The sequence below is a fragment of the Micromonospora sp. DT63 genome, from assembly GCF_049841615.1.
Classification (GTDB): Bacteria; Actinomycetota; Actinomycetes; order Mycobacteriales; family Micromonosporaceae; genus Micromonospora.
In genome coordinates, this window is the sequence record NZ_JBNCKQ010000005.1 from 403,767 (window position 1) to 424,100 (window position 20,334).

Genomic DNA, 20,334 nt, shown 5'->3' on the forward strand with positions numbered 1-20,334 from the left:
GGGTGGTGTGCGTGCTCAGGTGTGGTCCGAATAGGGTTTGGTTCGTAGCCTGTCAGACAGAGATCGATGGCGCTGGGAGGGCGGGCCGTGGAGGGCAGTGAGACCGGCTGGGGCCGGCCGGCCGAACCAGCGCCGAGATGGCGGGCGTTGCTGGACCGCGCCCGGTTGGGCGGCCGGGCCGCTGAGCAGCCCGAGCCCGAGCGCCGGGCCGACGAGGCGCCGCCGGATCCCCTCCCGCGGCGCGCGGCCCCCAACGGCTACTCGGGGCGGGCGTCGGCCATCGGGCATCCGGCCGATCTGTCGTACGGCCAGGAGCCCGGTTACCGGGCCGAGGCGACCTACCGGGTCGATCCCGCCTACCGTGCCGAGCCGGGCTACCGGGCTGAGCCGGACTACCGGGCCGAGCCCGCGTACCGGGCCGAGCCGGACTACCGTGCCGAGCCCGCCTACCGGTCGGAGCCGGACTACCGGGCGGAGCCCGCGTACCGGGCCGAGCCGGAGTATCGGGCGGAGCCCGCGTACCGGGCCGAGCCGGACTACCGGGCCGAGCCGGACTACCGGGCCGAGCCGGTGTACCGGTCGGAGCCGGGTTACCGGGCCGAGCCGACGTACCGCGCCGACCCGGGCTACCGGGCCGACCCGACGTACCGTGCCGAGCCGGGTTACCAGGCCGAACCCGAGCCGCCGCCGCGCCGGGCCGAGCCGGAGTCGCGCTACGCCCTCCTGGACAACGGTTACCGGCCGGGCAACCCGGCGGGGGAGTCGCGGTACGCGCTGCTGGAGACCGGTTACCAGCCGGAGACCGGCTACCCGACACCCGCGCCGCAGGTGACCCCGCCGGTCGCGGCGGTCGCGCCACCGCCGGTCGCGCCACCGGTCACCCCGCCGCCCGCCCCGCCGGTCACCCCGCCACCGGGCTCGGCCATCGCCGAGCGCGGCTACCCCGCCCGGATCGAGTGGCGACCGCAGGGCGTCGACCAGGAGTCCGAACGCGCCACCGGCGTGCTCCGCCGCGACCTGGGCACACCCCGTGTGTTCGCGTTCGCCAACCCCAAGGGCGGCGTGCACAAGACCACCGCCACGGTGCTCGCCGCCGCCACCGTCGGCAGCGTCCGGGGGCGGGGCGTGCTGGCCTGGGACGACAACGAGCTGCGCGGCACCCTGGGGCTCCGCGCCGGGAGTGCCCGCCACGCGCGCACCATCCGCCACCTGATCGGTGACCTGGCCCAGATCGAGATCTTGGAGGGCGCGACCCTGCTGGAGCGGCTGGACGACTACCTGCGGCACGCCTCCGACGGCTCGTACGACGTGCTGGCCGGCGAGGAGAGCCCGCGCTTCGCCCAGCGACTCGACCAGTTCACCGTCAAACGGGTGCTCGAACTGCTGCGTCGTACGCACGACGTGGTCTGCGTGGACACCGGCAACAACGTGGAGAGCGCCAACTGGCGCACCGTGATGCAGGCCGCCGACCAACTGGTGGTGACCACCGTGCCCCGGGAGGACGCGGCGTTCAGTGCCGACTGGATGCTCGACCTGCTGCACGAGGAGGGCATGGGCGAGCTGGCCGACAACGCGGTCACCCTCATCTCCTGCCCCACTCCCGGCCGCTCGCCATTGCAGGACGACCTGGAACGGCACTTCGCGACGCGTACCCGCGCGGTGGCCGTCGTGCCGTACGACCCGGCGTTGGAGACCGGTTCGTCGATCGAGTACCACCAGCTCCAGCCGGAGACCCGGCAGGCGTGGCTGCGCGCCGCCGCGGCCATGGCAGAGCCGTTCGCCCGGTGAGTTGGTTCGCCGCCACCGGCGCCCCGGCCCGTCCCGGGGCCTGAGAGGATCATCGGGTGAGCCCGGACAACCCCGACCCTGAGCGGCACGTCGACGACGCCGACCGGCCCGCCCCACCCGCACCGTCGGGTGCGGCACCCGCCGACAGCGGGTCGGCCGTGCCGCCACCAGCCGTGCCGCCGCCCGGGTTCGACCCCGGCGAGGGTCCCACCCTGACGGCGTACCAGAGCGGGCCGGAGCTGACCCCCGACGAGCCGCGCCGCCCGTTGCGGACCGTGGCGGCGGTGCTCGGGGTCGTGCTCGCCCTGGCCGTGCTGGGCGGGGCGCTCGGGCTGCTCTGGGCCGTGCTCGCGCCGGACACCCCGGTGCTCAAGACCGCCGAGGGCGCGATCTACGCCGAGCCCCAGCCGGAGCAGCCGATCGCCGCGGACGGCTGGTTCAGCCTGCTCGGGCTGGCCTTCGGGGTGCTCGCGGCGCTTGCCGTGTGGTTCCTGCTGCGCCGCCAACGCGGCCCCGTCGGGCTGCTCGGCGTGCTGCTGGGCACGCTGGCCGCCGCCCCGGTGGCCTGGCAGGTGGGGCGTCGGGTCGGGCTGGCGACCTTCGACCGGCTGTTGGACAACGCCCCGGCCGGGCAGGCGTTCACCAAACCCGCAGACCTGCGCGCCGGCGGAATCGACTGGATCTTCGGCGCGCTGCCGGTGCCGCACGGCAACCTGCTGCTGCCGGCGTTCGGCGCCGCTGTCACGTACACCCTGCTGGCCGGTTGGTCGCGCTGGCCGGGCCTGCGGCCGGAGCCGGACCCGGCGGCCCTCAGTTGGGCGTCGGTGGGGACGCCAGCTCCGACAGCGGCACCGGAACCGCCCGCACCTGGCGCAGCAGAGCCGCCTCGCGGTTGAGCAGTCGCAGCTCGGCGCGGAGCCGGGCGGCGGTGTCGTCGATCGCGAGCAGCCGCTGCCGGTCGTCGACGGTGAGCGCGGCGGTGGCCGCCACCAGGTGCGACAGCACCGTCGGGTCCTCCGGCAGCTGCTCGGAGATCTCCTCCGGGTCGGGGCGGATCAGCCCCAGGTACTGCCGGAACACCGCGATCACCCGGGCCGCCAGCAGGTCGGCCACCTCGTCCGGCCCGGAGGCCTCGGGCAGCCACTCGACGTCGGCGGTCAGGTAGGGCGCGGACGCGTCGTCGACGTCGGCGATCCGGAATCGGCGGCGGCCGACGGTGACGATGTCGAAACCGCCGTCGGCCAGCTCGGTGACCTGGCGCAACTCGGCGGTGCAGCCCACCTCGTGCAGGGTGACGTCGCCGACGCCGGTGCCCGCGCGGGCGCCGGGCCCGGCGGGCGCGACCTCCCAGCCGGCCTGGATGGCCACCACCCCGAACTCGCGGGACGCGCCCTCGGGCAGGTCGACCAGGTGCCGGACCAGGGCCCGGTAGCGCTCCTCGAAGATGTGCAGCGGCAGCACCAACCCGGGAAAGAGCACCGTTGCGAGCGGGAACACCGGCAGCCGTGCGGTCACGTGGTCGAGCCTAACCAATCGCGCCCGCGCCGGCGTGGCCCGGCTCACCGTCCCGCCGAGCGGGCGGCTGGGGTGAGCTCCGGTCGGGCCGCCTAGACTCGCAAGGGTGCTGAATCGGATCGACCTGCGCGACGGTCTCGTGGACCCGCGCCGCCTGCTGCCCCGTGCCCAGCTCGACGTGTCGGTGGCCGTCGAGCGGATCAAGCCGCTCGTCGAGGCGGTCCGGGAGCATGGGTACCCGGCGATCCGGGAGGCCAGTGAGCGGTTCGACGGCATCTCACCGGAGGTGCTGCGGGTGCCGGTGGAGGCGATCGCCGAGGCCGAGGGTGTGCTCGACCCGGCTGTGCGTGCCGCCCTGCTGGAGTCGATCGCCCGGGCCCGCAGGGTGCACGACGACCAGCGGCGCACCGACCACACGACCCGGGTGGTGCCCGGTGGCACGGTCACCGAGCGGTGGCTGCCCGTCGACCGGGTGGGCCTCTACGTGCCCGGCGGCCTGGCGATGTACCCGTCGACGGTGGTGATGAACGTGGTGCCGGCCCAGGCGGCCGGGGTGCGCTCGCTGGTGGTGGTCAGCCCGCCGCAGAAGGACAACGGCGGCCTGCCCGACCCCCGGGTGCTGGCCGCGTGCGCGCTGCTCGGCGTCGACGAGGTCTACGCCGTGGGCGGCGCCCAGGCGGTGGCGATGCTGGCGTACGGGTCCGCCGTCGACCCGACGGGCGCGCTGCGGTGCGAGCCCGTCGACCTGGTCACCGGCCCGGGCAACATCTGGGTGACCGCCGCCAAGCGGCTGCTGCGGGGTGTCGTCGGCATCGACGCCGAGGCCGGCCCGACCGAGATCGCGATCCTGGCCGACGACAGCGCCGACCCGGCGCACGTCGCCGCCGACCTGATCAGTCAGGCCGAGCACGACCCGCTCGCCGCGAGCGTGCTGGTCACCCCGTCGCTGGCGTTGGTCGAGGCGGTCGAGACGGAGCTGGCCCGGCAGGTGCCCGCCACCAAGCACGCCGAGCGGGTGACCACGGCGCTGACCGGTGAGCAGAGCGGCGTGGTCCTGGTCGACGACCTCGAGGCGGGGCTGCGGGTGGTCGACGCGTACGCGGCCGAGCACCTGGAGATCCAGACGGTCGACGCCCGGGAGTGGGCGCTGCGGGTGCGCAACGCCGGAGCGATCTTCGTGGGGGCGTGGTCGCCGGTGTCGCTCGGCGACTACTGCGCCGGCTCCAACCACGTGCTGCCCACCGGCGGCTGCGCCCGGCACTCGTCCGGGTTGTCGGTGCAGTCGTTCCTGCGCGGCGTGCACCTGATCGAGTACACCGAGGCCGCGCTGCGCGAGGTGGCCCCGCACGTGGTCGCCCTGGCCAACGTGGAGGACCTGCCGGCGCACGGCCAGGCCGTGCAGGCCCGCTTCCCGGGAGGGGTGGCGTGACCTCCCTCGATGATCTGCCGATCCGCGACGACCTGCGCGGGCTGTCGCCGTACGGGGCGCCGCAGCTCGACGTGGCGGTGCGGCTCAACACCAACGAGAACTCCTACCCGGTGCCGGAGCCCGTCGTCGACGCGATCGGCAAGGCGCTCGCCGCCGAGTTGCGCGACCTGAACCGCTATCCGGACCGGGACGCGGTGGCGCTGCGCGCCGACCTGGCCGGATATCTCGGGCACGGCCTGACCGTCGAGCACGTCTGGGCGGCCAATGGCTCGAACGAGATCCAGCAGCAGTTGTTGCAGGCGTTCGGTGGGCCGGGGCGCACCGCGCTGGGTTTCGTGCCGGCGTACTCGATGCACCCGCTGCTGGCCCTGGGCACCGGCACCCGGTGGGTGCCCGCCCAGCGCGGCGTCGACTTCGGGCTGACCGCCGACGAGGCGGTGGCGCAGGTCCGCGAGCACCGGCCCGACGTGGTCTTCCTCTGCTCGCCGAACAACCCCACCGGCACGGCGCTGGACCCGGCGGTGGTCGCCGCGGTGCTCGACGTCGCGCCCGGCATGGTGATCGTCGACGAGGCGTACGCCGAGTTCGCCCGGCCGGGCACGGTCAGCGCCCTCGCGGTGCTGCCCGGCCACCCGCGGCTCGTGGTCACCCGCACGATGAGCAAGGCGTTCGGCTTCGCCGGTGGCCGGCTGGGCTACCTGGCCGCCGATCCGGCGGTGGTGCGCGCGGTGCAGCTGGTCCGTCTGCCGTACCACCTGTCCGTGCTCACCCAGGCCGCCGCCCGCGCGGCGCTGGCCCACCGCGACGCCCTGCTGGGTACGGTGAGCGCGATCATGGCCCAGCGGGACCGGATCGTCGCGACGCTGCGCGAACGGGGCCTGCGGGTGGCCGACAGCGACGCCAACTTCGTGCTGTTCGAGGCCGGTGGCGACCAGGCCGCCGCCTGGCAGGCCCTGCTGGCGCAGGGGGTGCTGGTCCGCGACGTCGGCCTGCCCGGTTGGCTGCGGGTGACCGCCGGCACCCCCGACGAGACCGACGCCTTCCTAGCCGCAATGGAGACCGTGCGATGGGAGCGCGAGCAGTGAGCTTGCGAGCCCCGCAGTCGCGACCGAAAGGTATGCAATGAGCCGGACCGCCCGGGTGGAGCGGATCACCAAGGAAACCAAGGTTCTCGTCGAGATCGACCTCGACGGCACCGGCACGGCCGAGATCAGCACCGGCGTGGGCTTCTACGACCACATGCTGAACCAGATCGCCCGCCACGGCGGCTACGACCTGACCGTGCGCACCGTGGGTGACCTGGAGATCGACGCGCACCACACGATGGAGGACACCGCGCTCGCGCTGGGCGCCGCGTTCGACCAGGCGCTGGGCGACAAGGCCGGCATCCGGCGATACGGCTCGGCGACCGTCCCGATGGACGAGGTGCTGGTCCGGGCCGCGGTGGACCTGTCCGGCCGGCCGTACGTGGTGCACGACGAGCCGGTCCTCGCGCCGTACATCGGGCCGGTGTACCCGACCAGCATGACCCGGCACATCTGGGAGTCGTTCGGCCAGGCGGCCCGGATCACCCTGCACGTCGACGTGCTGCGCGCGGCCCGTCCCGGTGGGCACCCGGACGCGCACCACGTGGTGGAGGCCCAGTTCAAGGCGGTGTCCCGGGCGCTGCGCGAGGCCACCGCGATCGACCCGCGGGCGGCGGGCGCGATCCCGAGCACGAAGGGGGCGCTCTAATGGGTGCCGCGTTGCCGACGTTGCTGCTGATCCTGGCCGGTGTGCTGGTGGGTGGCGCGTGGTCGCTGCACCGGCAGGGTGCGCCGAGGGCCGCGGTGGTGATCACCGCGTTGCTCGCGCTGCTGGCCACGGCCGCCGGGGTGCTCCGGCTGATCCCGGAGTCGGGGTCGTGACCGCCGACGTGGTGGTGCTCGACTACGGCTCGGGCAACCTGCGCTCGGCGGAGCGGGCGCTGGCCGCCGCGGGCGCGTCCGTCCGGGTGACCGACGACCTCGCCGCGGCGGCCGCCGCGGACGGTCTGGTGGTGCCGGGTGTGGGCGCCTACGCGGCGTGCATGGCGGGTATCGAGGCGCTCGGCGCCGGGCCGGTGATCGCGGAGCGGGTGGCCGCGGGCCGGCCGGTGCTCGGCATCTGCGTGGGCATGCAGGTGCTCTTCGAGCACGGCGAGGAGCACGGGGTGGTGACGAAGGGCCTGGGGTTGCTGCCCGGTGGGGTGACCCGGTTGGCCGCGCACCGTCTGCCGCACATGGGCTGGAACACGGTCCGCGCGCCGCGGGGGTCGGTGCTGTTCGCCGGGTTGCCGCCGGAGAGCCGGTTCTACTTCGTGCACTCGTACGCGATGGGTGACCCGGCGGCGTTGGCGGCGGCGGGGGCCGTGGTGACGACGGCGCACCACGACACCGACTTCGTGGCCGCGGTGGAGCGTGGGCCGCTGTCGGCGGCGCAGTTCCACCCGGAGAAGTCCGCCGAGACCGGTGCCGCGTTGCTGCGCAACTGGCTCGCCACTCTGCCCGCCGGTGACTGAGCGCCGGCACCGTCCGGTGTCCGTCCGGCGGGCGTCGCGGTGAGCCGGGAGCGGGCCCGTCGGCGGGCCGAACGTGAGGCTGACCTGGCGCGGGAGCGGGCGGCCCGGCAGCGCCGGGTGGCGCGTCGGCAGCGCCGCCGCGCGGTGGTCCGCCGGTTGACGCCGCAGTTGCGGCGGGGCCGCACGGGCCGGCTGGCTCGGCACACGCGGGGTGAGCGGGCGGCGATCGTGCTGCTCACCGTGGCGGCGATGATTGTGATCTGGACGTTCGTCGACGATGTGGCGTTGCGTGTCGCGCTGATCGTGCTGTTGCTGCTCGTACTGCCGGCGATCGTGGTGATCGCCCTGGACCGCCGTACCTGATCGAGGAGATGACGTTGAGCCTCACCCTGTTACCCGCCGTGGATGTCGCCGACGGCCGGGCTGTCCGGCTCGTGCAGGGCGCCGCCGGCAGCGAGAGCGTCTACGGCGACCCGTTGGACGCGGCGCTGGCGTGGCAGCGCGACGGCGCCGAGTGGATCCACCTGGTCGACCTGGACGCGGCGTTCGGCCGGGGCACCAACGCGCACCTGCTGGCCGAGGTGGTGCGCCAGTTGGACGTGCAGGTGGAGTTGTCCGGCGGCATCCGGGACGACGAGTCGCTGCGGGCGGCGTTGGGCACCGGCGCGAGCAGGGTGAACATCGGCACCGCCGCGTTGGAGGACCCGGTGTGGTGCGACCGGGTCGTCGGGGAGTACGGCGACCGGGTCGCCATCGGGCTGGACGTACGCGGTCAGACCCTGTCCGCGCGGGGGTGGACCCGGGACGGCGGTGACCTGTACGAGGTGCTGGAGCGCCTGGACAAGGCGGGCGCCACGCGGTACGTGGTCACCGACATCACCAAGGACGGCACGATGCGTGGGCCGAATCTGGATCTGCTGCGCGAGGTGTGCGCGCGTACCGACCGGCCGGTGATCGCCTCGGGTGGCGTGTCCACCCTGGACGATCTGCGGGCGCTGGCCACCCTGGAGCCGCTGGGCGTGGAGGGCGTGATCGCCGGCAAGGCGCTGTACGCGGGCGCGTTCACGGTGGCCGAGGCGCTGCGCACGTTGGCCGAGGCGTGACTGTCACCCGGCTGGGTTCGGGAGGGCCGTGGGAGCAGAGCTACGGCTATTCCCGGGTGGTCCGGGCCGGTGACCTGGCCTGGACGGCCGGCTGTACGTCCACCGTCGACGGTCGGGTGGTGCACGTCGGGGACGCCGCCGCGCAGACGGCGCAGGCGTTGCGGATCGGGTTGGCGGCGCTCGCCGAGGTGGGCGTGCAGCCGGGTGACGTCGTCCGGACCCGGATGTACGTGACGGACCGGCTGCACGCCGACGAGGTGGGTCGGGCGCACAACGCGGTCTTCGGGGCGGTCCGTCCGGTGGCGACGCTTGTGGTGGTGGCGGGTCTGCTCGATCCGGAGCATCTGGTCGAGGTGGAGTTGGAGGCGTTCGTCGGCGAGCGCTGAGTCGCCGGTGGTCCTCGTCACGGCCGCGTTCCGGCCCGATAAGTTGTGCACAACTTAATTGCGGGCTACGGTTCAGTGGTGACCGATGACCTGGTGCTGCGCCGGCAGGTGTGCTTCGCGCTCTACGCCGCGTCGCGCGCCCTCACCGACGTGTACCGGCCGATCCTCGACGAGTTCGGGCTGACCTACCCGCAGTACCTGGTGCTGCTGGTGCTCTGGGAACGTCCCGACGACGCGCCCACGGTGTCCGAGCTGGGCGCCGAGCTGCGGCTGGACTCCGGCACGCTCTCCCCGCTGCTCAAGCGGCTTCAGGGTGCGGGCCTGGTGGTGCGGCGGCGGTCGGCGCGCGACGAACGGCGGGTCGAGGTGGGCCTGACCGAGCAGGGTCGGGCGCTGCGGGAGCAGCTCTGCGACGTTCCGCTGCGGATCGCGCAGGCCACCGGGCTGGGCATCGCCGAGCTTGTCGCCCTGCGCGACACGCTCACCCGGGTCACCGAGACCATCCACCGACAGAAGGAGCAGTGACTCTCATGCAGGTTCTCTACACCGCGTCCGCGACCGCCACCGGCGACGGCCGGGACGGCCACGTCGAGACCTCCGACGGCACGCTCGCGCTCGACCTGGCGGTGCCGAAGGAGATGGGTGGCGCGGGTGGCGCCGCCAACCCGGAGCAGCTCTTCGCCGCCGGCTACGCGGCCTGTTTCCACAGCGCCCTGCGCCTGGTGGCCCGCCGCGCCAAGGCCGACGTGACCGGCTCCGTCGTCGCCGCCGAGGTGGGCATCGGCCCGAACGGCAGCGGTGGCTTCGGGCTCACCGTGCAGCTCGTCGTCGACCTGCCCGCCGTCGCCCGCGACGCCGCCGAGCAGATCGTCGAGCAGGCCCACCAGGTCTGCCCGTACTCCAACGCGACCCGCGGCAACATCGACGTCGCGCTGACCGTCCGCGAGACCCTGGCCGCCTGACGTCGCGGACCCGGACCCCACCCGCGGACGAGAGGACGACCACCCGATGACCAGCAACCGTGAGATCCACCTGGCCAGCCGCCCCGAGGGCTGGCCCACCGAGGACACCTTCCGGCTCGTCGAGACCGACGTCCCGACGCCCGGACCGGGCCAGATCGTGGTCCGCAACCAGTTCATGTCCGTCGACCCGTACATGCGGGGACGCATGAACGACGTCAAGTCGTACGTGCCGCCGTACGCCCTCGACGCCCCGCTCGACGGGGCCGCGATCGGCGAGGTGGTGGCCAGCGAGTCGGCCGACCTCGCGGTCGGCGACACAGTGCTGCACGGGCTGGGCTGGCGGGAGTACGCGCTGCTCGACGCCAGCGGCGCGCGCAGGGTCGACCCGGCCCTCGCCCCGGCCAGCGCCTACCTCAGCGTGCTCGGCATGCCCGGGCTGACCGCGTACGCCGGTCTGCTGGAGGTCGCCGCGATGAAGCCCGGCGAGACGGTCTTCGTCTCGGCTGCGGCCGGCTCGGTCGGCAGCCTGGTGGGTCAGATCGCCAAGCTCAAGGGCGCCGGCCGCGTCATCGGCAGCGCCGGCTCGGCCGCCAAGGTCGAGCGGCTGCGGGCGCTGGGCTTCGACGCCGCGTTCGACTACCACGACGGGCCGGTCCGCGACTCGCTGCGGGCCGCCGCCCCGGACGGCGTCGACGTCTACTTCGACAACGTCGGCGGCGACCACCTGGAGGCGGCGATCTCGGCCATGAACCTGCACGGCCGCGCCGCCATCTGCGGCATGATCGCGCAGTACAACGACACCGAGCCGCCCGCCGCGCCCCGCAACCTGTCGCTGGTCATCGGCAAGCGGCTCACCCTGCGCGGCTTCCTGGTCAACGACCACAACCACCTGCGGAAGGCGTTCGTCAACGACGTCGCGGGCTGGCTGCGCGAGGGCACGCTCTCCTACGACGAGACGGTCGTCGACGGCATCGAGAACGCCCCGGCGGCGTTCCTCGGCCTGCTGCGCGGCGAGAACCTGGGCAAGATGCTCGTCCGGGTGTGAGCACCCGCACATCGCGTACGGCGGTCGGCCCGGTCGGGTCGGCCGCCGTGCCACGCGCGGAAGATAGGGTGACGGCATGACGGTGGCGGTACGCGTGATCCCCTGCCTCGACGTGGACGCCGGGCGCGTGGTCAAGGGGGTCAACTTCGTCGACCTGCGGGACGCCGGCGACCCGGTGGAGCTGGCCGCCGCGTACGACCGGGCCGGCGCCGACGAGCTGACCTTCCTCGACGTCACCGCCTCCTCCAGCGACCGGGGGACGATGCTCGACGTGGTGCGCCGCACCGCCGAGACGGTCTTCATCCCGCTGACGGTCGGGGGCGGGGTCCGGCAGGTCGGCGACGTCGACACGCTGCTGCGCGCCGGCGCGGACAAGGTCGGCGTGAACACCGCCGCCATCGCGCGGCCGGAGCTGATCGCCGAGATCGCCGACCGGTTCGGCCGGCAGGTGCTCGTGCTCTCCCTCGACGTACGCCGCGCCCCGGCCGGCGGCACGCCCAGCGGGTTCGAGGTCACCACCCACGGTGGCCGGCGCGGCACCGGCATCGACGCGGTGCGTTGGGCGCGGCAGGTGGCCGAGCTGGGCGCGGGGGAGATCCTGCTCAACTCGATGGACGCCGACGGCACCAAGGCGGGCTTCGACCTGGAACTGATCGGCGCGGTGCGGGCCGTGGTGGACGTGCCGGTCGTCGCCAGCGGCGGGGCCGGCGAGGTGGCGCACTTCCCGCCCGCGATCGGGGCCGGGGCCGACGCGGTCCTCGCGGCCAGCGTCTTCCACTTCGGCGAGCTGACGGTGGGCGAGGTCAAGGACGCCCTGCGCCGCAGCGGCCACCCGGTGCGCTAGCGGGCCCGCAGCGAAGGAGGACCACGTGAAGCGCGACTTCCTGACCACCTCCACCTGGCGCAAGAGCAGCCGTAGCCTGAACGAAAATGCGCAGTGCGTCGAAGTCGCTCTGGCGTCGCACGCGGTCGGCATCCGTGACTCCACGGACCGGTGCGGCCCGTCGCTGGTCGTGACCGTGGCGGCGTGGACGGCATTCATCGACGGGGTCAAGCACGCCAGCCCGCGGCCCTGATCCGCGCAACTCGAACACCGATGCCGCTGATCCGCTCTGGCTGCCCGCCGTGTCGATGTGCTGTTGAGCGGTATACCTCAGAGGTATCAATATGACTCTCAGGTATACCGCTCACCACCGCATCCGCCCCCACGGCGGTGACCGAGGGCCACCGCCGACCGCCGGCGCAGGCTGACGGCGGACCCAGATGGTACGCGTCGTGTGCGACAAGTCTGCGAATGCTCCCGCCCATGCCCAGCACCGCGCGCGGGTGCCGCAGACCGGGCATCGTCCGTGTCGCGGCTCGTGCTCGGCCAGAATCCGCCACCAGCGGGCCAGTTGCTCGGCGGTGGGTGCACTCACCGGGCTCCACTCATGTTCGCGCGGATCGCCGCGACCGAAATCCGTGCGTCGAAGCACCAGCCGCCCGCACAGTCCGGTACGAGGCCAGCACAGGTGTGCCCGCGCAGCCGCACCATGCCGCCGACCGGCTGGTGGTCTACCACCACCGTCCACACCAGTTCGTCGCGGTTGGTGGGGTTGGGGGCGATCTCCCATGCCAGCAGGTGCAGCAGGGTGCCCACTGGCACGTGAAGGCTGTCGGTCATGGTCGGCTCTGGGGGCAGGGGGTGACATCACTCAAAACGGCAGCGAGTTTCCGAGGCAAGTTGCTGTCCCAGGTGGGCTGACACGTCGAGCGTGGCCGATAAGCTGCCCGTACGGCAGGCGTGCGCGTTGTGCACACGCTCCTGCACACGCTGGGAGCCGGCCATGGACGCTTTCGGGAAGCTGCTCCGGCAGCATCGGGAGAACGCCGGACTGTCCCTGCGGCAGCTCGGTGCGACCATCCATTTCCAGTACAGCCACATCTCCCAGGTGGAGCGCGGTGAACGCCGCCCCACCGAAGCGCTGGCCACGGCCTGCGACCGGGCACTGGAATGCCGACGGGGCGCTCGTCGATGCGTACCGGAGCGAGCGGGCCGGTGCCACCGACCTGCACCGACGTACCATGTTGCGGGCCATGACGGCCCTGGCGGCTACTACCGGCAACCCCGTCCCGCGTTGATGGCCCACCTGAGTGCCGACCTGACGGTGCTGCAGCACCAGATCGCGGCCGACCCGGGCGCGCGTCGTCCTGGTCTCCTGCGAGCTGCCGCGCGCCTGTCCGTCATCGTCGCGTTGAGCCTTGTCGCCTCGGGCCAGATCGTGCTGGGCCGGCGCTGGTGGCAGACCGCCCATCGGATCGCCGACCAGTCCGAGGACTCCGATACCCGGGTGTTGGTGCGGGCGTGGGATGTGGTCAACGGTTGCTACGACGGACGTGCGCCGTCGGCGGTCGTCGCCCTGTCCGACGACGTGCTGCCGCTGCTGGGTCGACAGGCCACGTCCGCGGTGTGCGGACTGCTCGCCGGCCGGGCCCAGGCACTCTCGTTGGCCGGACGGCATGCGGAGGCGGTGGCGACGGTGCGGCAACTCGTCGACGTCGCTCAGCGGTTACCAGCCGCAGTCGTGACCGATGTGGAGTCGCTGTGGGGATGGCCGGAGCATCGGATTCACCACACTGAATCGTGGGTGTACACCCACTCCGGCCGGCTGGGCGACGCCGAGGTCGCGCAGGAGCTGGCCCTCGGCCTGTATCCGGCCTCGCAGACCCGGCTACGTGCGCAGGTACAACTGCATCAGGCTGCCCGCCTGATCCGTGGCGGGCACATTCCCGACGGATTGCGGTGTGCCGCCGACACCCTCGACGCGCTGCCGGCCCACCTGCACAACCACTCGCTGCGGTCCGTGGCCGCACAGGTCGCGGATGCGGTACCCACAGTGGAACGATCGCGGCCCGCGTTCACTGATCTCGCCGACCGGATGCGGACCTAGGCTCCGCTGCCATGCCCGTGACGTACATCGTGCATGACGCCGAATCGGCCACGGACGTCCTACCGGCGCTCGTAGGTCTCTACGCGGTCGTCTACGCGGAGCCACCGTACGTCGAGGGACCGGAAGAGGTGGCCGCGTTCGCCGCCGCCCTGCCCGACGAGACGAGGCGTACCGGCTTCACCCTCGTCGTCGCCGACGACGCGGGCGACCTGGCCGGTGCGGCGTACGGGTGGACGATGGCCGCCGGCCGGTGGTGGACGCGTGCCGACATCGAGCCTCCCGCCGATCTTCGGGCTGCCGAAAAGTTCGCGGTCATGGAGTGGATCGTGCGTCCCGACCGGCGCGGCGAGGGCATCGGCGCGGAACTCATCCGCCGGCTCCTGGACGGGCGGCCCGAACGGTGGGCGACGCTCGCGTCCAACCCGGCGGCACCCGCCCGTGCCATCTACCAGCGCGCGGGATGGCAGCAGGTCGGCGGGTCGGCCCTGCCAGACGGCACACCCATGCACCTGCTCGTCCTGCCGTTACCCGCTGTGCCGGTCCGGCGTCGCTGACCCCCGGGCCGCATCCGCCGTGCCGCGCGACGATAGAGGTCAGTGGCCGCCGGAGTGGCCCTCGGGTGACCGGCGGGGGGTGGGGATCGAGCGGACCGCGTACTCCTGCACGGCCGCCGCGTGGTCGGCCTCCTCCAGGATCCAGTCGGCGCGGCCCGGCGCGTGCCGGCGGCTCAGCACGCCCTGCACGGTGTCCACCATTGTCGCCACCCCGGCGCGCGGCCGGGTACGCCAGAGCTGCTCACCCTCGGCGGTGATGCGGAACCACCCGTCGGCGACGGTGACCAGGCCCGCGCCGACCAGCCGCTGGACCGCGGCCTCCACCTCGTGTCGCTGGGGAATCGCCTGGTTCAGGTGGTCGGCGGTGGACAGCACGTCGGTCAGGCGTACGCCCTCCGGCCGCCGACTGGTCGCGGACCGTCGGTGTCGCCCGGCCCCGCTTGCGATCACCAACGACACGAATATCCAGGCGTCGCTCCAGCGCCAACCGTTCTCCCCCATGCAGAGATGATGACGGCGAGCGTCCCGGAAGGGAACACCCACCCTCCAACGAGCCCGCTCGCACCATCGCGGAGTGCCGGCCCGTGAACGGTAGGTGAGCGCTCAGCCGGCCGGGGCGGGAGCGGCGCCCGGCGGGTCACCCGCGGTGGCGCCCGGCCGGTCGCCAGCGGTCGCGTCCAGCGCGGGCACCGCGACGAGCGGGATGAAGAACTGCGCGAGGGGGCCGATGGCCAGCGCGTACGCGATGGTGCCCGGGCCTACCGTGCCGCCGAGCAGCCAGCCCAGCGCGAGCACGGTGACCTCGATGACCGTGCGCACCAGGCGGATCGAGCGCCCGGGCCGGCGGGCCACGTAGCCGGTCATCAGCCCGTCGCGTGGACCCGGACCCAACTGGGCGCCGAGGTAGAGCGCGGTGGCCGCGCCGTTGGCGACGATCCCGGTGACGAGCAGAGCGATCCGGACGCCGAGGGGGCCACCGGTGGGCAGCAGGGCCAGGGCCGCGTCCACCACCAGGCCGATCACCACCACGTTGCTGACGGTGCCGAGGCCGGGTCGCTGGCGCAGCGGGATCCACAGCAGCAGCACCAGGGCGCCGACACCGATGGTGACCGTGCCGAAGGAGAGCCCGGTCAGCTTGGACAGCCCCTGGTGGAAGACGTCCCACGGGTCGAGGCCCAGGTCGGAGCGGATCATCAGGGCCATGCTGACCCCGTAGAGGACGAGCCCGGCGTAGAGCTGGCTGAGCCGTCGCACCGGCCGCTGCCGCAGATTGCCAATCAGTGCCATGCATGCCACCCTAGGGGCCAATCCTCCCGGCTGAAGAAGCCAATATCCGAGGAGTGGCCATGACAGCTCAGGTGCGAGGCGTCCAATTGGCCCGGTTGCTGGGGCAGTGGCACGCCCTGCCGGGCCGTCGTCGCAGTCCCGACTACGCCGCCCTGGCCGGCGCGGTGCGCGGCCTGCTCGCCGACGCCCGGCTCCCGTTGGGCGTGCGCCTCCCGGCCGAACGCGAGCTGGCCGAGGCGCTGCGGATCAGCCGCACCACTGTCACCGCCGCCTACCGGGAGCTGCGCGAGACCGGCCACCTGGCCAGCCGCCGGGGCGCCGGCAGCTGGACGATGCTGCCCGGCAACCACCGGGTCGCCAGCACCGGGCTGTGGACCCCGCTGGACGACCGGGAGATGATCGACCTCGGCGTCGCCGCGCTGGCGGCCCCGCCGCAGCTGCTCGCCGCCGCGCGGGCGGCCGCCGAGGATCTGCCCCGCTACCTGGGCGGGGCCGGCTACCACCCGACCGGGATCGGCGAGCTGCGCGAGGCGGTGGCCGCCGGCTACACCGCGCGGGGGCTGCCCACCTCGGCCGACCAGATCATGGTCACCAGTGGCACCCAGCACGCCCTCGACCTGGTGCTGCGCCTCGCCCTGGCACCCGGCGGAAGTGTGCTCGTCGAATCCCCGACCTATCCCAACGCGCTCGCCGCGCTGGCCAGCCGCCGGGCCCGGATCACGACGCACGGGCTGTCCGCCGACTCCGGTGGTTGGGAGCCCGACCTGCTGCTGGGCAGCCTGCGGCAGACCCGGCCCAAGCTGGCCTACCTGATTCCGGAGTTCCAGAACCCGACCGGGCACCTGATGCCGTCCGCGCTGCGCGAGCAGGTGGTCGCCGCGGCCCACGCCGTCGGCACCGACCTGATCGTCGACGAGTCCTTCGTGGACCTGCCGCTGGACGGCACCGAGCTGCCCCCGCCCACGGCCACGTTCGACAGGCACTCCCGGGTGGTGAGCATCGGGGGGATGAGCAAGCCGTACTGGGGTGGCCTGCGCATCGGCTGGGTACGCGCCTCCGCGCCGCAGGTGCAGCGGCTGGCGGCCGTCCGGGTCGGCGTGGACATGTCCAGCCCGGTGCTCGACCAGTTGGTAGCGGTGCACCTGCTCAACGACGCGGCGGCCATCGTCGCCGACCGCCGGGCCCAGCTCACCGCCCAGCGCGACGCGTTGCTGGCCGCGCTGGCCCACCGACTTCCGGACTGGCGGGTGACCGTGCCACGCGGCGGCGTCACCCTCTGGGCCGAGCTGGACGGCCCGGTCTCCAGCGCGCTCGCCCGCGCCGCCGAGGAGGTCGGCGTCCGGCTCGCGCCCGGCCCCCGGTTCGGTCTGGACGGCACCCTGGAACGCTTCCTGCGGCTGCCGTTCACCCTGCCGGCCGCCGACCTGGTGGAGGCCGTGGAGCGGATCGCCACGGTCCGCTACGACCTGGACCGGACCGGCCGGCAGCGATGGCGGGAGCCGTCAGTCATCGCCTGAGCCCCGCACGGCAGAGCGCGCGCCGCCAGTGCCCGTCTGCGCAGAACGCGTCTTCGACCCGGCCGCGACTGCCACAATCCCCTGGTGGGCGAGGGCGGGCGGACACGCGGGGTGCAACGGAGCGCACCCGGCTCCCGGGCCACCCGCCTCGAACTCTTCTACGACCTGATCTTCGTCTTCGCCTTCCTGAACGTCACCACAGCCACCGCCGCCGACCGGACCGTCCGCGGCCTGGTCCAGTGCCTGGTGGTGCTGGCGCTGCTCTGGTGGTGCTGGTCGGGCTTCGCCGTACTGGGCAACCTGATCCGCACCGACCAGGGCATCGTCCCGCTGGTCGGATTCGTCACCATGGCCGCCGCCTTCGTGCTCGCGCTGAGCCTGCCGAAGGCGTTCGTCGACCGTCCCGGCGGGCTGTACGGCCCGCTGGTCTTCGCGGCCGGCTACTTCCTGGTCCGGGTCGGCGAGACGTCCATCTTCCTGTGGCTCGGCCGTCGGAACCGGGACGTGCGTCGACGCTGGCGGATGCTTGCCCTGCCAGTGGTGCTCGCCACGTCGCTCATCGTCGTGGCCGCCCTGGTGCCGCAGCGGCTCTTCGACGGCGCCGCCGAGGGGGTGTTCCGGCTGGCGCTCTGGCTCACCGCCCTGGCCGTCGAGTACGGGGCCGGGCTGGCGTTGCGCGGCACCGGGTGGACGGTGCTCTCCGCCGGGCACTGGGCGGAGCGGCACGGCCAGATCGTCCTGGTCGCCCTCGGCGAGGCGATCATCGCGCTCGGGCTCGCCCCCGGTGGCACCGCCGCCCTGCCGCTCACCTGGCCGGTGCTGATCGCCGCGGTGCTCGGCGTCGCGGTGGCCGCGTCGCTGTGGTGGGCGTACTTCGACACGTTGGCACTCGGCATGGAACAGGCCCTGCACCGCACCCGCGACCCGGACGCCCGCGCCGCCATGGCCCGGGACGCCTACACCTACCTGCACCTGCCGGTCATCATCGGCGTCATCCTGTTCGCGCTCGGCCTCAAGGGGCTCATCCACGAGGGAGCCGCCCCCCACACGCCGAGCTGGGGTGTTCCGCTGCCGGGGTTCGACCTGTTGGCGCTCTACGGCGGGGTCGCGCTCTACCTGCTCGCGCTCATCGTGCTGGGCCGGTGGCTGCTCGCCGCCCCGCGTTGGCCCACGATCGGCGGCATCGTGCTGTTGCTCGTGCTGGTGCCGGTGGCCGGCGCGCTGCCCGAGCTGTTCGCGCTGGCCCTGTTGGCCCTCGCCGCCGCGCTGGCGGTGGGCGCCCAGACGGTCGTCGACACCCGACGCCGGCGCAGGGTCCGGCAGGTGGCACTGGAGGAGCAGCTCGCCGTGGAGGAGGAGCAGACGAGGTGGCGGGGCCAACACCTGTGAGGGCCCCGCGCCGGCGGGGAGCCGGGCACGGGACCCTCGGTCGGCTCAGAGCTCGGCGAGCGTGCCCGCGTACATCTTGTCGATCTCGGCGGCGAAGTTGCTCTCCACGCCACGCCGCTTGATCTTCAACGACGGGGTGATCTCACCGTCCTCGATCGTCAGGTCGCGCGGCAGGATCGCCACCTTCTTGATCGTCTCCCAGCGGTTGAGCTTGGCGTTGAGCTGGGCGACGTACTCCTCGACCATCGCCTGCGCCTCCGGCGAGGCGACGATCTCGGTGTAGTCGCGGCCCTCCAGCGGGCCGCCGGCCACCCAGCCCCGGATCGCGTCCGGGTCCAGCGTGACGAGCATCGTGCAGAAGTTGCGGGCCTGACCGACCACCACCGCCTGCGAGGTGTACGGGCAGATCGCCTTGAACATCCCCTCGATGTGCGACGGCGCGATGTACTTGCCGCCCGAGGTCTTGACCAGGTCCTTCTTGCGGTCGGTGATCCGCAGGTAGCCCTGCTCGTCCAGGCTGCCGATGTCACCCGTGCGGAAGAAGCCGTCCTCGGTGAACGCGGCGGCGGTCTCCTCCGGCAGGTTGTGGTAGCCGCGCATCACGGGCCGGCCACGGACCAGGATCTCGCCGTCGGTGTCGATCCGGCACTCCAGGTCGCCCATCGCCTGCCCGACCGTGCCGATCCGCAGCCCGGAGGGCGGGTTCACGAAGTTGCCGGCGCTGGTCTCGGTGAGGCCGTAGCCCTCGGAGATCGGCAGGTTGGCGGCGGCGAAGAAGGTGGCGATCTCGGGGCTCAGCGGAGCGGCGCCGGAGACCAGCACCCGCATCCTTCCGCCCAGGCGGGCCTGGAGCTTGCTGAACACCAGCTTCTCGGCCAGCCCGTAGCGCAGCTTCAACCCGGCCGGCACCGGCTTGCCGGCCTGCTCCAGAGCGACCTTCTCCTTGCCGACCTGGACACCCCAGGCGAAGATCTTCGCCTTCGCGCCGCCAGCGCCCTGGGCCGTGGTGACCGCCTTGTTGTAGACCTTCTCGAAGACCCGGGGAGCGCCGCACATGAGCGTCGGCCGGATCACCCCGAGCAGGTCGACAAGCTTGTCCACCCGGCCGTCGACGTAGGTGGGCAGGCCGACGTGGATCGCGCCGCACAGCAGCGTCTTGCCGAACGAGTGGGCCAGCGGCAGCCACAGGTACTGCAGGTCGTCGTCGCGCAGCAGGCCCACCTCGGCCTGCGCCACGGCCTCCCAGCACCAGCCGCCGTGCAGCAGCTCGACACCCTTGGGCTGGCCCGTGGTGCCGGAGGTGTAGATCAGCGTGGCCAGGTGGTCCGGGCCGATGCCGGCCACCAGCATGTCGATCAGATCGGGCTCGGCGGCCAGCGCGCGGGTGCCCTGTTCCTCCAGGGCGGCCAGGGTGAGCTGGGGAACCGCGGCGCTCGGGTCCGGGGTGCCGTCGAAGAGCACCACGTGGGTCAGCGCCGGCAGGTCCGCTCCGGCGATCTTGGCGGCCTGCGCCGGGTTCTCCGCGAAGAGCACCCGCGAGGCGGAGTCAGCGATGATGTATGTCGCGTCCGCCGGCTCGGTGGTCGGGTAGACGGTGGTGGTCGCCCCGCCGGCGCACATGATGCCGAGGTCGGCGACCACCCAGTCCAGCCGGGTGTTGGCGAGGATGGCGACGGGATTCTCCTGGCCGACGCCGAGCGCGTGCAGGCCGGCGGCGACGGCCTTGGCGCGCTGGCCGACCTGCTCCCAGGTCAGCCAGTCGGGGCCCGAGTCGTCAGGGGTCGGGGACGCGAACGCGTGTCGGTCGGGGGTGGCCGCCACGCGCTTGAGGAACATGTCCGGGATGGAACGGTACGGTACATCGAGAGCCATCGCTGTAGCCGCCTTCGG

Annotated in this window: 24 protein-coding genes; 19 read left to right on the plus strand and 5 right to left on the minus strand. The window is 73.2% G+C overall.

The window, feature by feature from the left end:
• The first annotated feature begins 66 nt into the window (after positions 1–66).
• Together ACLQ27_RS20930 and ACLQ27_RS20935 are read left to right on the plus strand one after the other, a co-directional pair.
• Positions 67–1,788, plus strand: a complete 1,722-nt coding sequence (locus ACLQ27_RS20930; protein WP_425868224.1) for an AAA family ATPase — start codon at positions 67–69, stop codon at positions 1,786–1,788.
• Between the two features lie 56 nt (positions 1,789–1,844).
• Positions 1,845–2,684 carry a DUF2567 domain-containing protein gene (locus ACLQ27_RS20935; protein ID WP_425868226.1) on the plus strand — a complete coding sequence of 280 codons (840 nt, stop codon included), beginning with the start codon at positions 1,845–1,847 and terminating at the stop codon, positions 2,682–2,684.
• On the opposite strand, the gene ACLQ27_RS20940 is transcribed toward ACLQ27_RS20935, so the two are convergent.
• Complete coding sequence (locus ACLQ27_RS20940; RefSeq protein ID WP_234588034.1) at positions 2,599–3,303, minus strand: LON peptidase substrate-binding domain-containing protein; 705 nt, start codon at positions 3,301–3,303, stop codon at positions 2,599–2,601. The genes ACLQ27_RS20935 and ACLQ27_RS20940 overlap by 86 nt on opposite strands.
• A gap of 106 nt (positions 3,304–3,409) precedes the next feature.
• On the opposite strand from ACLQ27_RS20940, the gene hisD reads away from it, so the two are divergent.
• The 13 genes from hisD to ACLQ27_RS21005 all read left to right on the plus strand — a co-directional run bounded on the left by hisD (position 3,410) and on the right by ACLQ27_RS21005 (position 11,843).
• The gene (gene hisD / locus ACLQ27_RS20945; RefSeq protein WP_234588032.1) at positions 3,410–4,732 is read left to right on the plus strand and encodes a histidinol dehydrogenase; all 1,323 of its coding nucleotides are present in this window, start codon (positions 3,410–3,412) and stop codon (positions 4,730–4,732) included.
• Entirely contained in the window at positions 4,729–5,817 is a 1,089-nt protein-coding gene (locus ACLQ27_RS20950) for a histidinol-phosphate transaminase (protein ID WP_357575948.1), read from the plus strand. Before hisD ends, ACLQ27_RS20950 begins: the two co-directional genes overlap by 4 nt.
• Before the next feature lie 37 nt (positions 5,818–5,854).
• Positions 5,855–6,466: an imidazoleglycerol-phosphate dehydratase HisB gene (hisB, locus tag ACLQ27_RS20955; protein ID WP_234588030.1), complete on the plus strand. Its 612-nt coding sequence runs from the start codon at positions 5,855–5,857 to the stop codon at positions 6,464–6,466.
• Positions 6,466–6,639: a hypothetical protein gene (locus ACLQ27_RS20960; protein ID WP_234588029.1), complete on the plus strand. Its 174-nt coding sequence runs from the start codon at positions 6,466–6,468 to the stop codon at positions 6,637–6,639. Before hisB ends, ACLQ27_RS20960 begins: the two co-directional genes overlap by 1 nt.
• Positions 6,636–7,271, plus strand: a complete 636-nt coding sequence (hisH, locus tag ACLQ27_RS20965) for an imidazole glycerol phosphate synthase subunit HisH (protein WP_357498812.1) — start codon at positions 6,636–6,638, stop codon at positions 7,269–7,271. The genes ACLQ27_RS20960 and hisH overlap by 4 nt, the downstream gene beginning before the upstream one ends.
• Before the next feature lie 39 nt (positions 7,272–7,310).
• The gene (locus ACLQ27_RS20970; protein ID WP_357498810.1) at positions 7,311–7,634 is read left to right on the plus strand and encodes a hypothetical protein; all 324 of its coding nucleotides are present in this window, start codon (positions 7,311–7,313) and stop codon (positions 7,632–7,634) included.
• 14 nt (positions 7,635–7,648) lie between these two features.
• Positions 7,649–8,374 carry a bifunctional 1-(5-phosphoribosyl)-5-((5-phosphoribosylamino)methylideneamino)imidazole-4-carboxamide isomerase/phosphoribosylanthranilate isomerase PriA gene (priA, locus tag ACLQ27_RS20975; protein WP_234588027.1) on the plus strand — a complete coding sequence of 242 codons (726 nt, stop codon included), beginning with the start codon at positions 7,649–7,651 and terminating at the stop codon, positions 8,372–8,374.
• Positions 8,371–8,760: a RidA family protein gene (locus ACLQ27_RS20980; protein WP_357575950.1), complete on the plus strand. Its 390-nt coding sequence runs from the start codon at positions 8,371–8,373 to the stop codon at positions 8,758–8,760. The genes priA and ACLQ27_RS20980 overlap by 4 nt, the downstream gene beginning before the upstream one ends.
• A gap of 78 nt (positions 8,761–8,838) precedes the next feature.
• Positions 8,839–9,285, plus strand: coding sequence for a MarR family winged helix-turn-helix transcriptional regulator (locus ACLQ27_RS20985; RefSeq protein WP_234588025.1), 447 nt, complete (start codon positions 8,839–8,841; stop codon positions 9,283–9,285).
• Between the two features lie 5 nt (positions 9,286–9,290).
• Complete coding sequence (locus tag ACLQ27_RS20990) at positions 9,291–9,722, plus strand: organic hydroperoxide resistance protein (protein ID WP_255787514.1); 432 nt, start codon at positions 9,291–9,293, stop codon at positions 9,720–9,722.
• 46 nt (positions 9,723–9,768) lie between these two features.
• Positions 9,769–10,767 (plus strand): NADP-dependent oxidoreductase, encoded by a 999-nt coding sequence (locus ACLQ27_RS20995; protein WP_425868231.1) that lies wholly within the window; start codon positions 9,769–9,771, stop codon positions 10,765–10,767.
• A 76-nt stretch (positions 10,768–10,843) separates the two neighbouring features.
• Positions 10,844–11,611 (plus strand): imidazole glycerol phosphate synthase subunit HisF, encoded by a 768-nt coding sequence (hisF, locus tag ACLQ27_RS21000; protein ID WP_357575953.1) that lies wholly within the window; start codon positions 10,844–10,846, stop codon positions 11,609–11,611.
• Between the two features lie 25 nt (positions 11,612–11,636).
• Entirely contained in the window at positions 11,637–11,843 is a 207-nt protein-coding gene (locus ACLQ27_RS21005) for a DUF397 domain-containing protein (RefSeq protein ID WP_357498801.1), read from the plus strand.
• A gap of 338 nt (positions 11,844–12,181) precedes the next feature.
• On the opposite strand, the gene ACLQ27_RS21010 is transcribed toward ACLQ27_RS21005, so the two are convergent.
• A complete protein-coding gene (locus ACLQ27_RS21010) occupies positions 12,182–12,430 on the minus strand; it encodes a hypothetical protein (protein WP_425868234.1) in 249 nt (82 codons plus the stop codon).
• Positions 12,431–12,593: 163 nt separating this feature from the next.
• Between ACLQ27_RS21010 and ACLQ27_RS21015 the strand changes: the two genes are divergently transcribed.
• Entirely contained in the window at positions 12,594–13,697 is a 1,104-nt protein-coding gene (locus ACLQ27_RS21015) for a helix-turn-helix domain-containing protein (RefSeq protein ID WP_425868236.1), read from the plus strand.
• A gap of 11 nt (positions 13,698–13,708) precedes the next feature.
• Complete coding sequence (locus tag ACLQ27_RS21020) at positions 13,709–14,251, plus strand: GNAT family N-acetyltransferase (protein WP_357498793.1); 543 nt, start codon at positions 13,709–13,711, stop codon at positions 14,249–14,251.
• Positions 14,252–14,290: 39 nt separating this feature from the next.
• Here ACLQ27_RS21020 and ACLQ27_RS21025 read toward each other — a convergent pair whose 3' ends face one another.
• Together ACLQ27_RS21025 and ACLQ27_RS21030 are read right to left on the minus strand one after the other, a co-directional pair.
• Positions 14,291–14,752 carry a hypothetical protein gene (locus tag ACLQ27_RS21025; RefSeq protein ID WP_425868239.1) on the minus strand — a complete coding sequence of 154 codons (462 nt, stop codon included), beginning with the start codon at positions 14,750–14,752 and terminating at the stop codon, positions 14,291–14,293.
• A 102-nt stretch (positions 14,753–14,854) separates the two neighbouring features.
• Positions 14,855–15,538 carry a YczE/YyaS/YitT family protein gene (locus tag ACLQ27_RS21030; protein WP_425868241.1) on the minus strand — a complete coding sequence of 228 codons (684 nt, stop codon included), beginning with the start codon at positions 15,536–15,538 and terminating at the stop codon, positions 14,855–14,857.
• Between the two features lie 59 nt (positions 15,539–15,597).
• Between ACLQ27_RS21030 and ACLQ27_RS21035 the strand changes: the two genes are divergently transcribed.
• Together ACLQ27_RS21035 and ACLQ27_RS21040 are read left to right on the plus strand one after the other, a co-directional pair.
• On the plus strand, positions 15,598–17,055 hold the full coding sequence (locus ACLQ27_RS21035; RefSeq protein WP_357498790.1) for a PLP-dependent aminotransferase family protein: 1,458 nt from the start codon (positions 15,598–15,600) through the stop codon (positions 17,053–17,055).
• Positions 17,056–17,139: 84 nt separating this feature from the next.
• Entirely contained in the window at positions 17,140–18,444 is a 1,305-nt protein-coding gene (locus ACLQ27_RS21040; RefSeq protein WP_357498788.1) for a low temperature requirement protein A, read from the plus strand.
• 45 nt (positions 18,445–18,489) lie between these two features.
• On the opposite strand, the gene ACLQ27_RS21045 is transcribed toward ACLQ27_RS21040, so the two are convergent.
• Positions 18,490–20,316: an AMP-dependent synthetase/ligase gene (locus ACLQ27_RS21045; protein WP_234588016.1), complete on the minus strand. Its 1,827-nt coding sequence runs from the start codon at positions 20,314–20,316 to the stop codon at positions 18,490–18,492.
• Positions 20,317–20,334 lie beyond the last annotated feature (18 nt).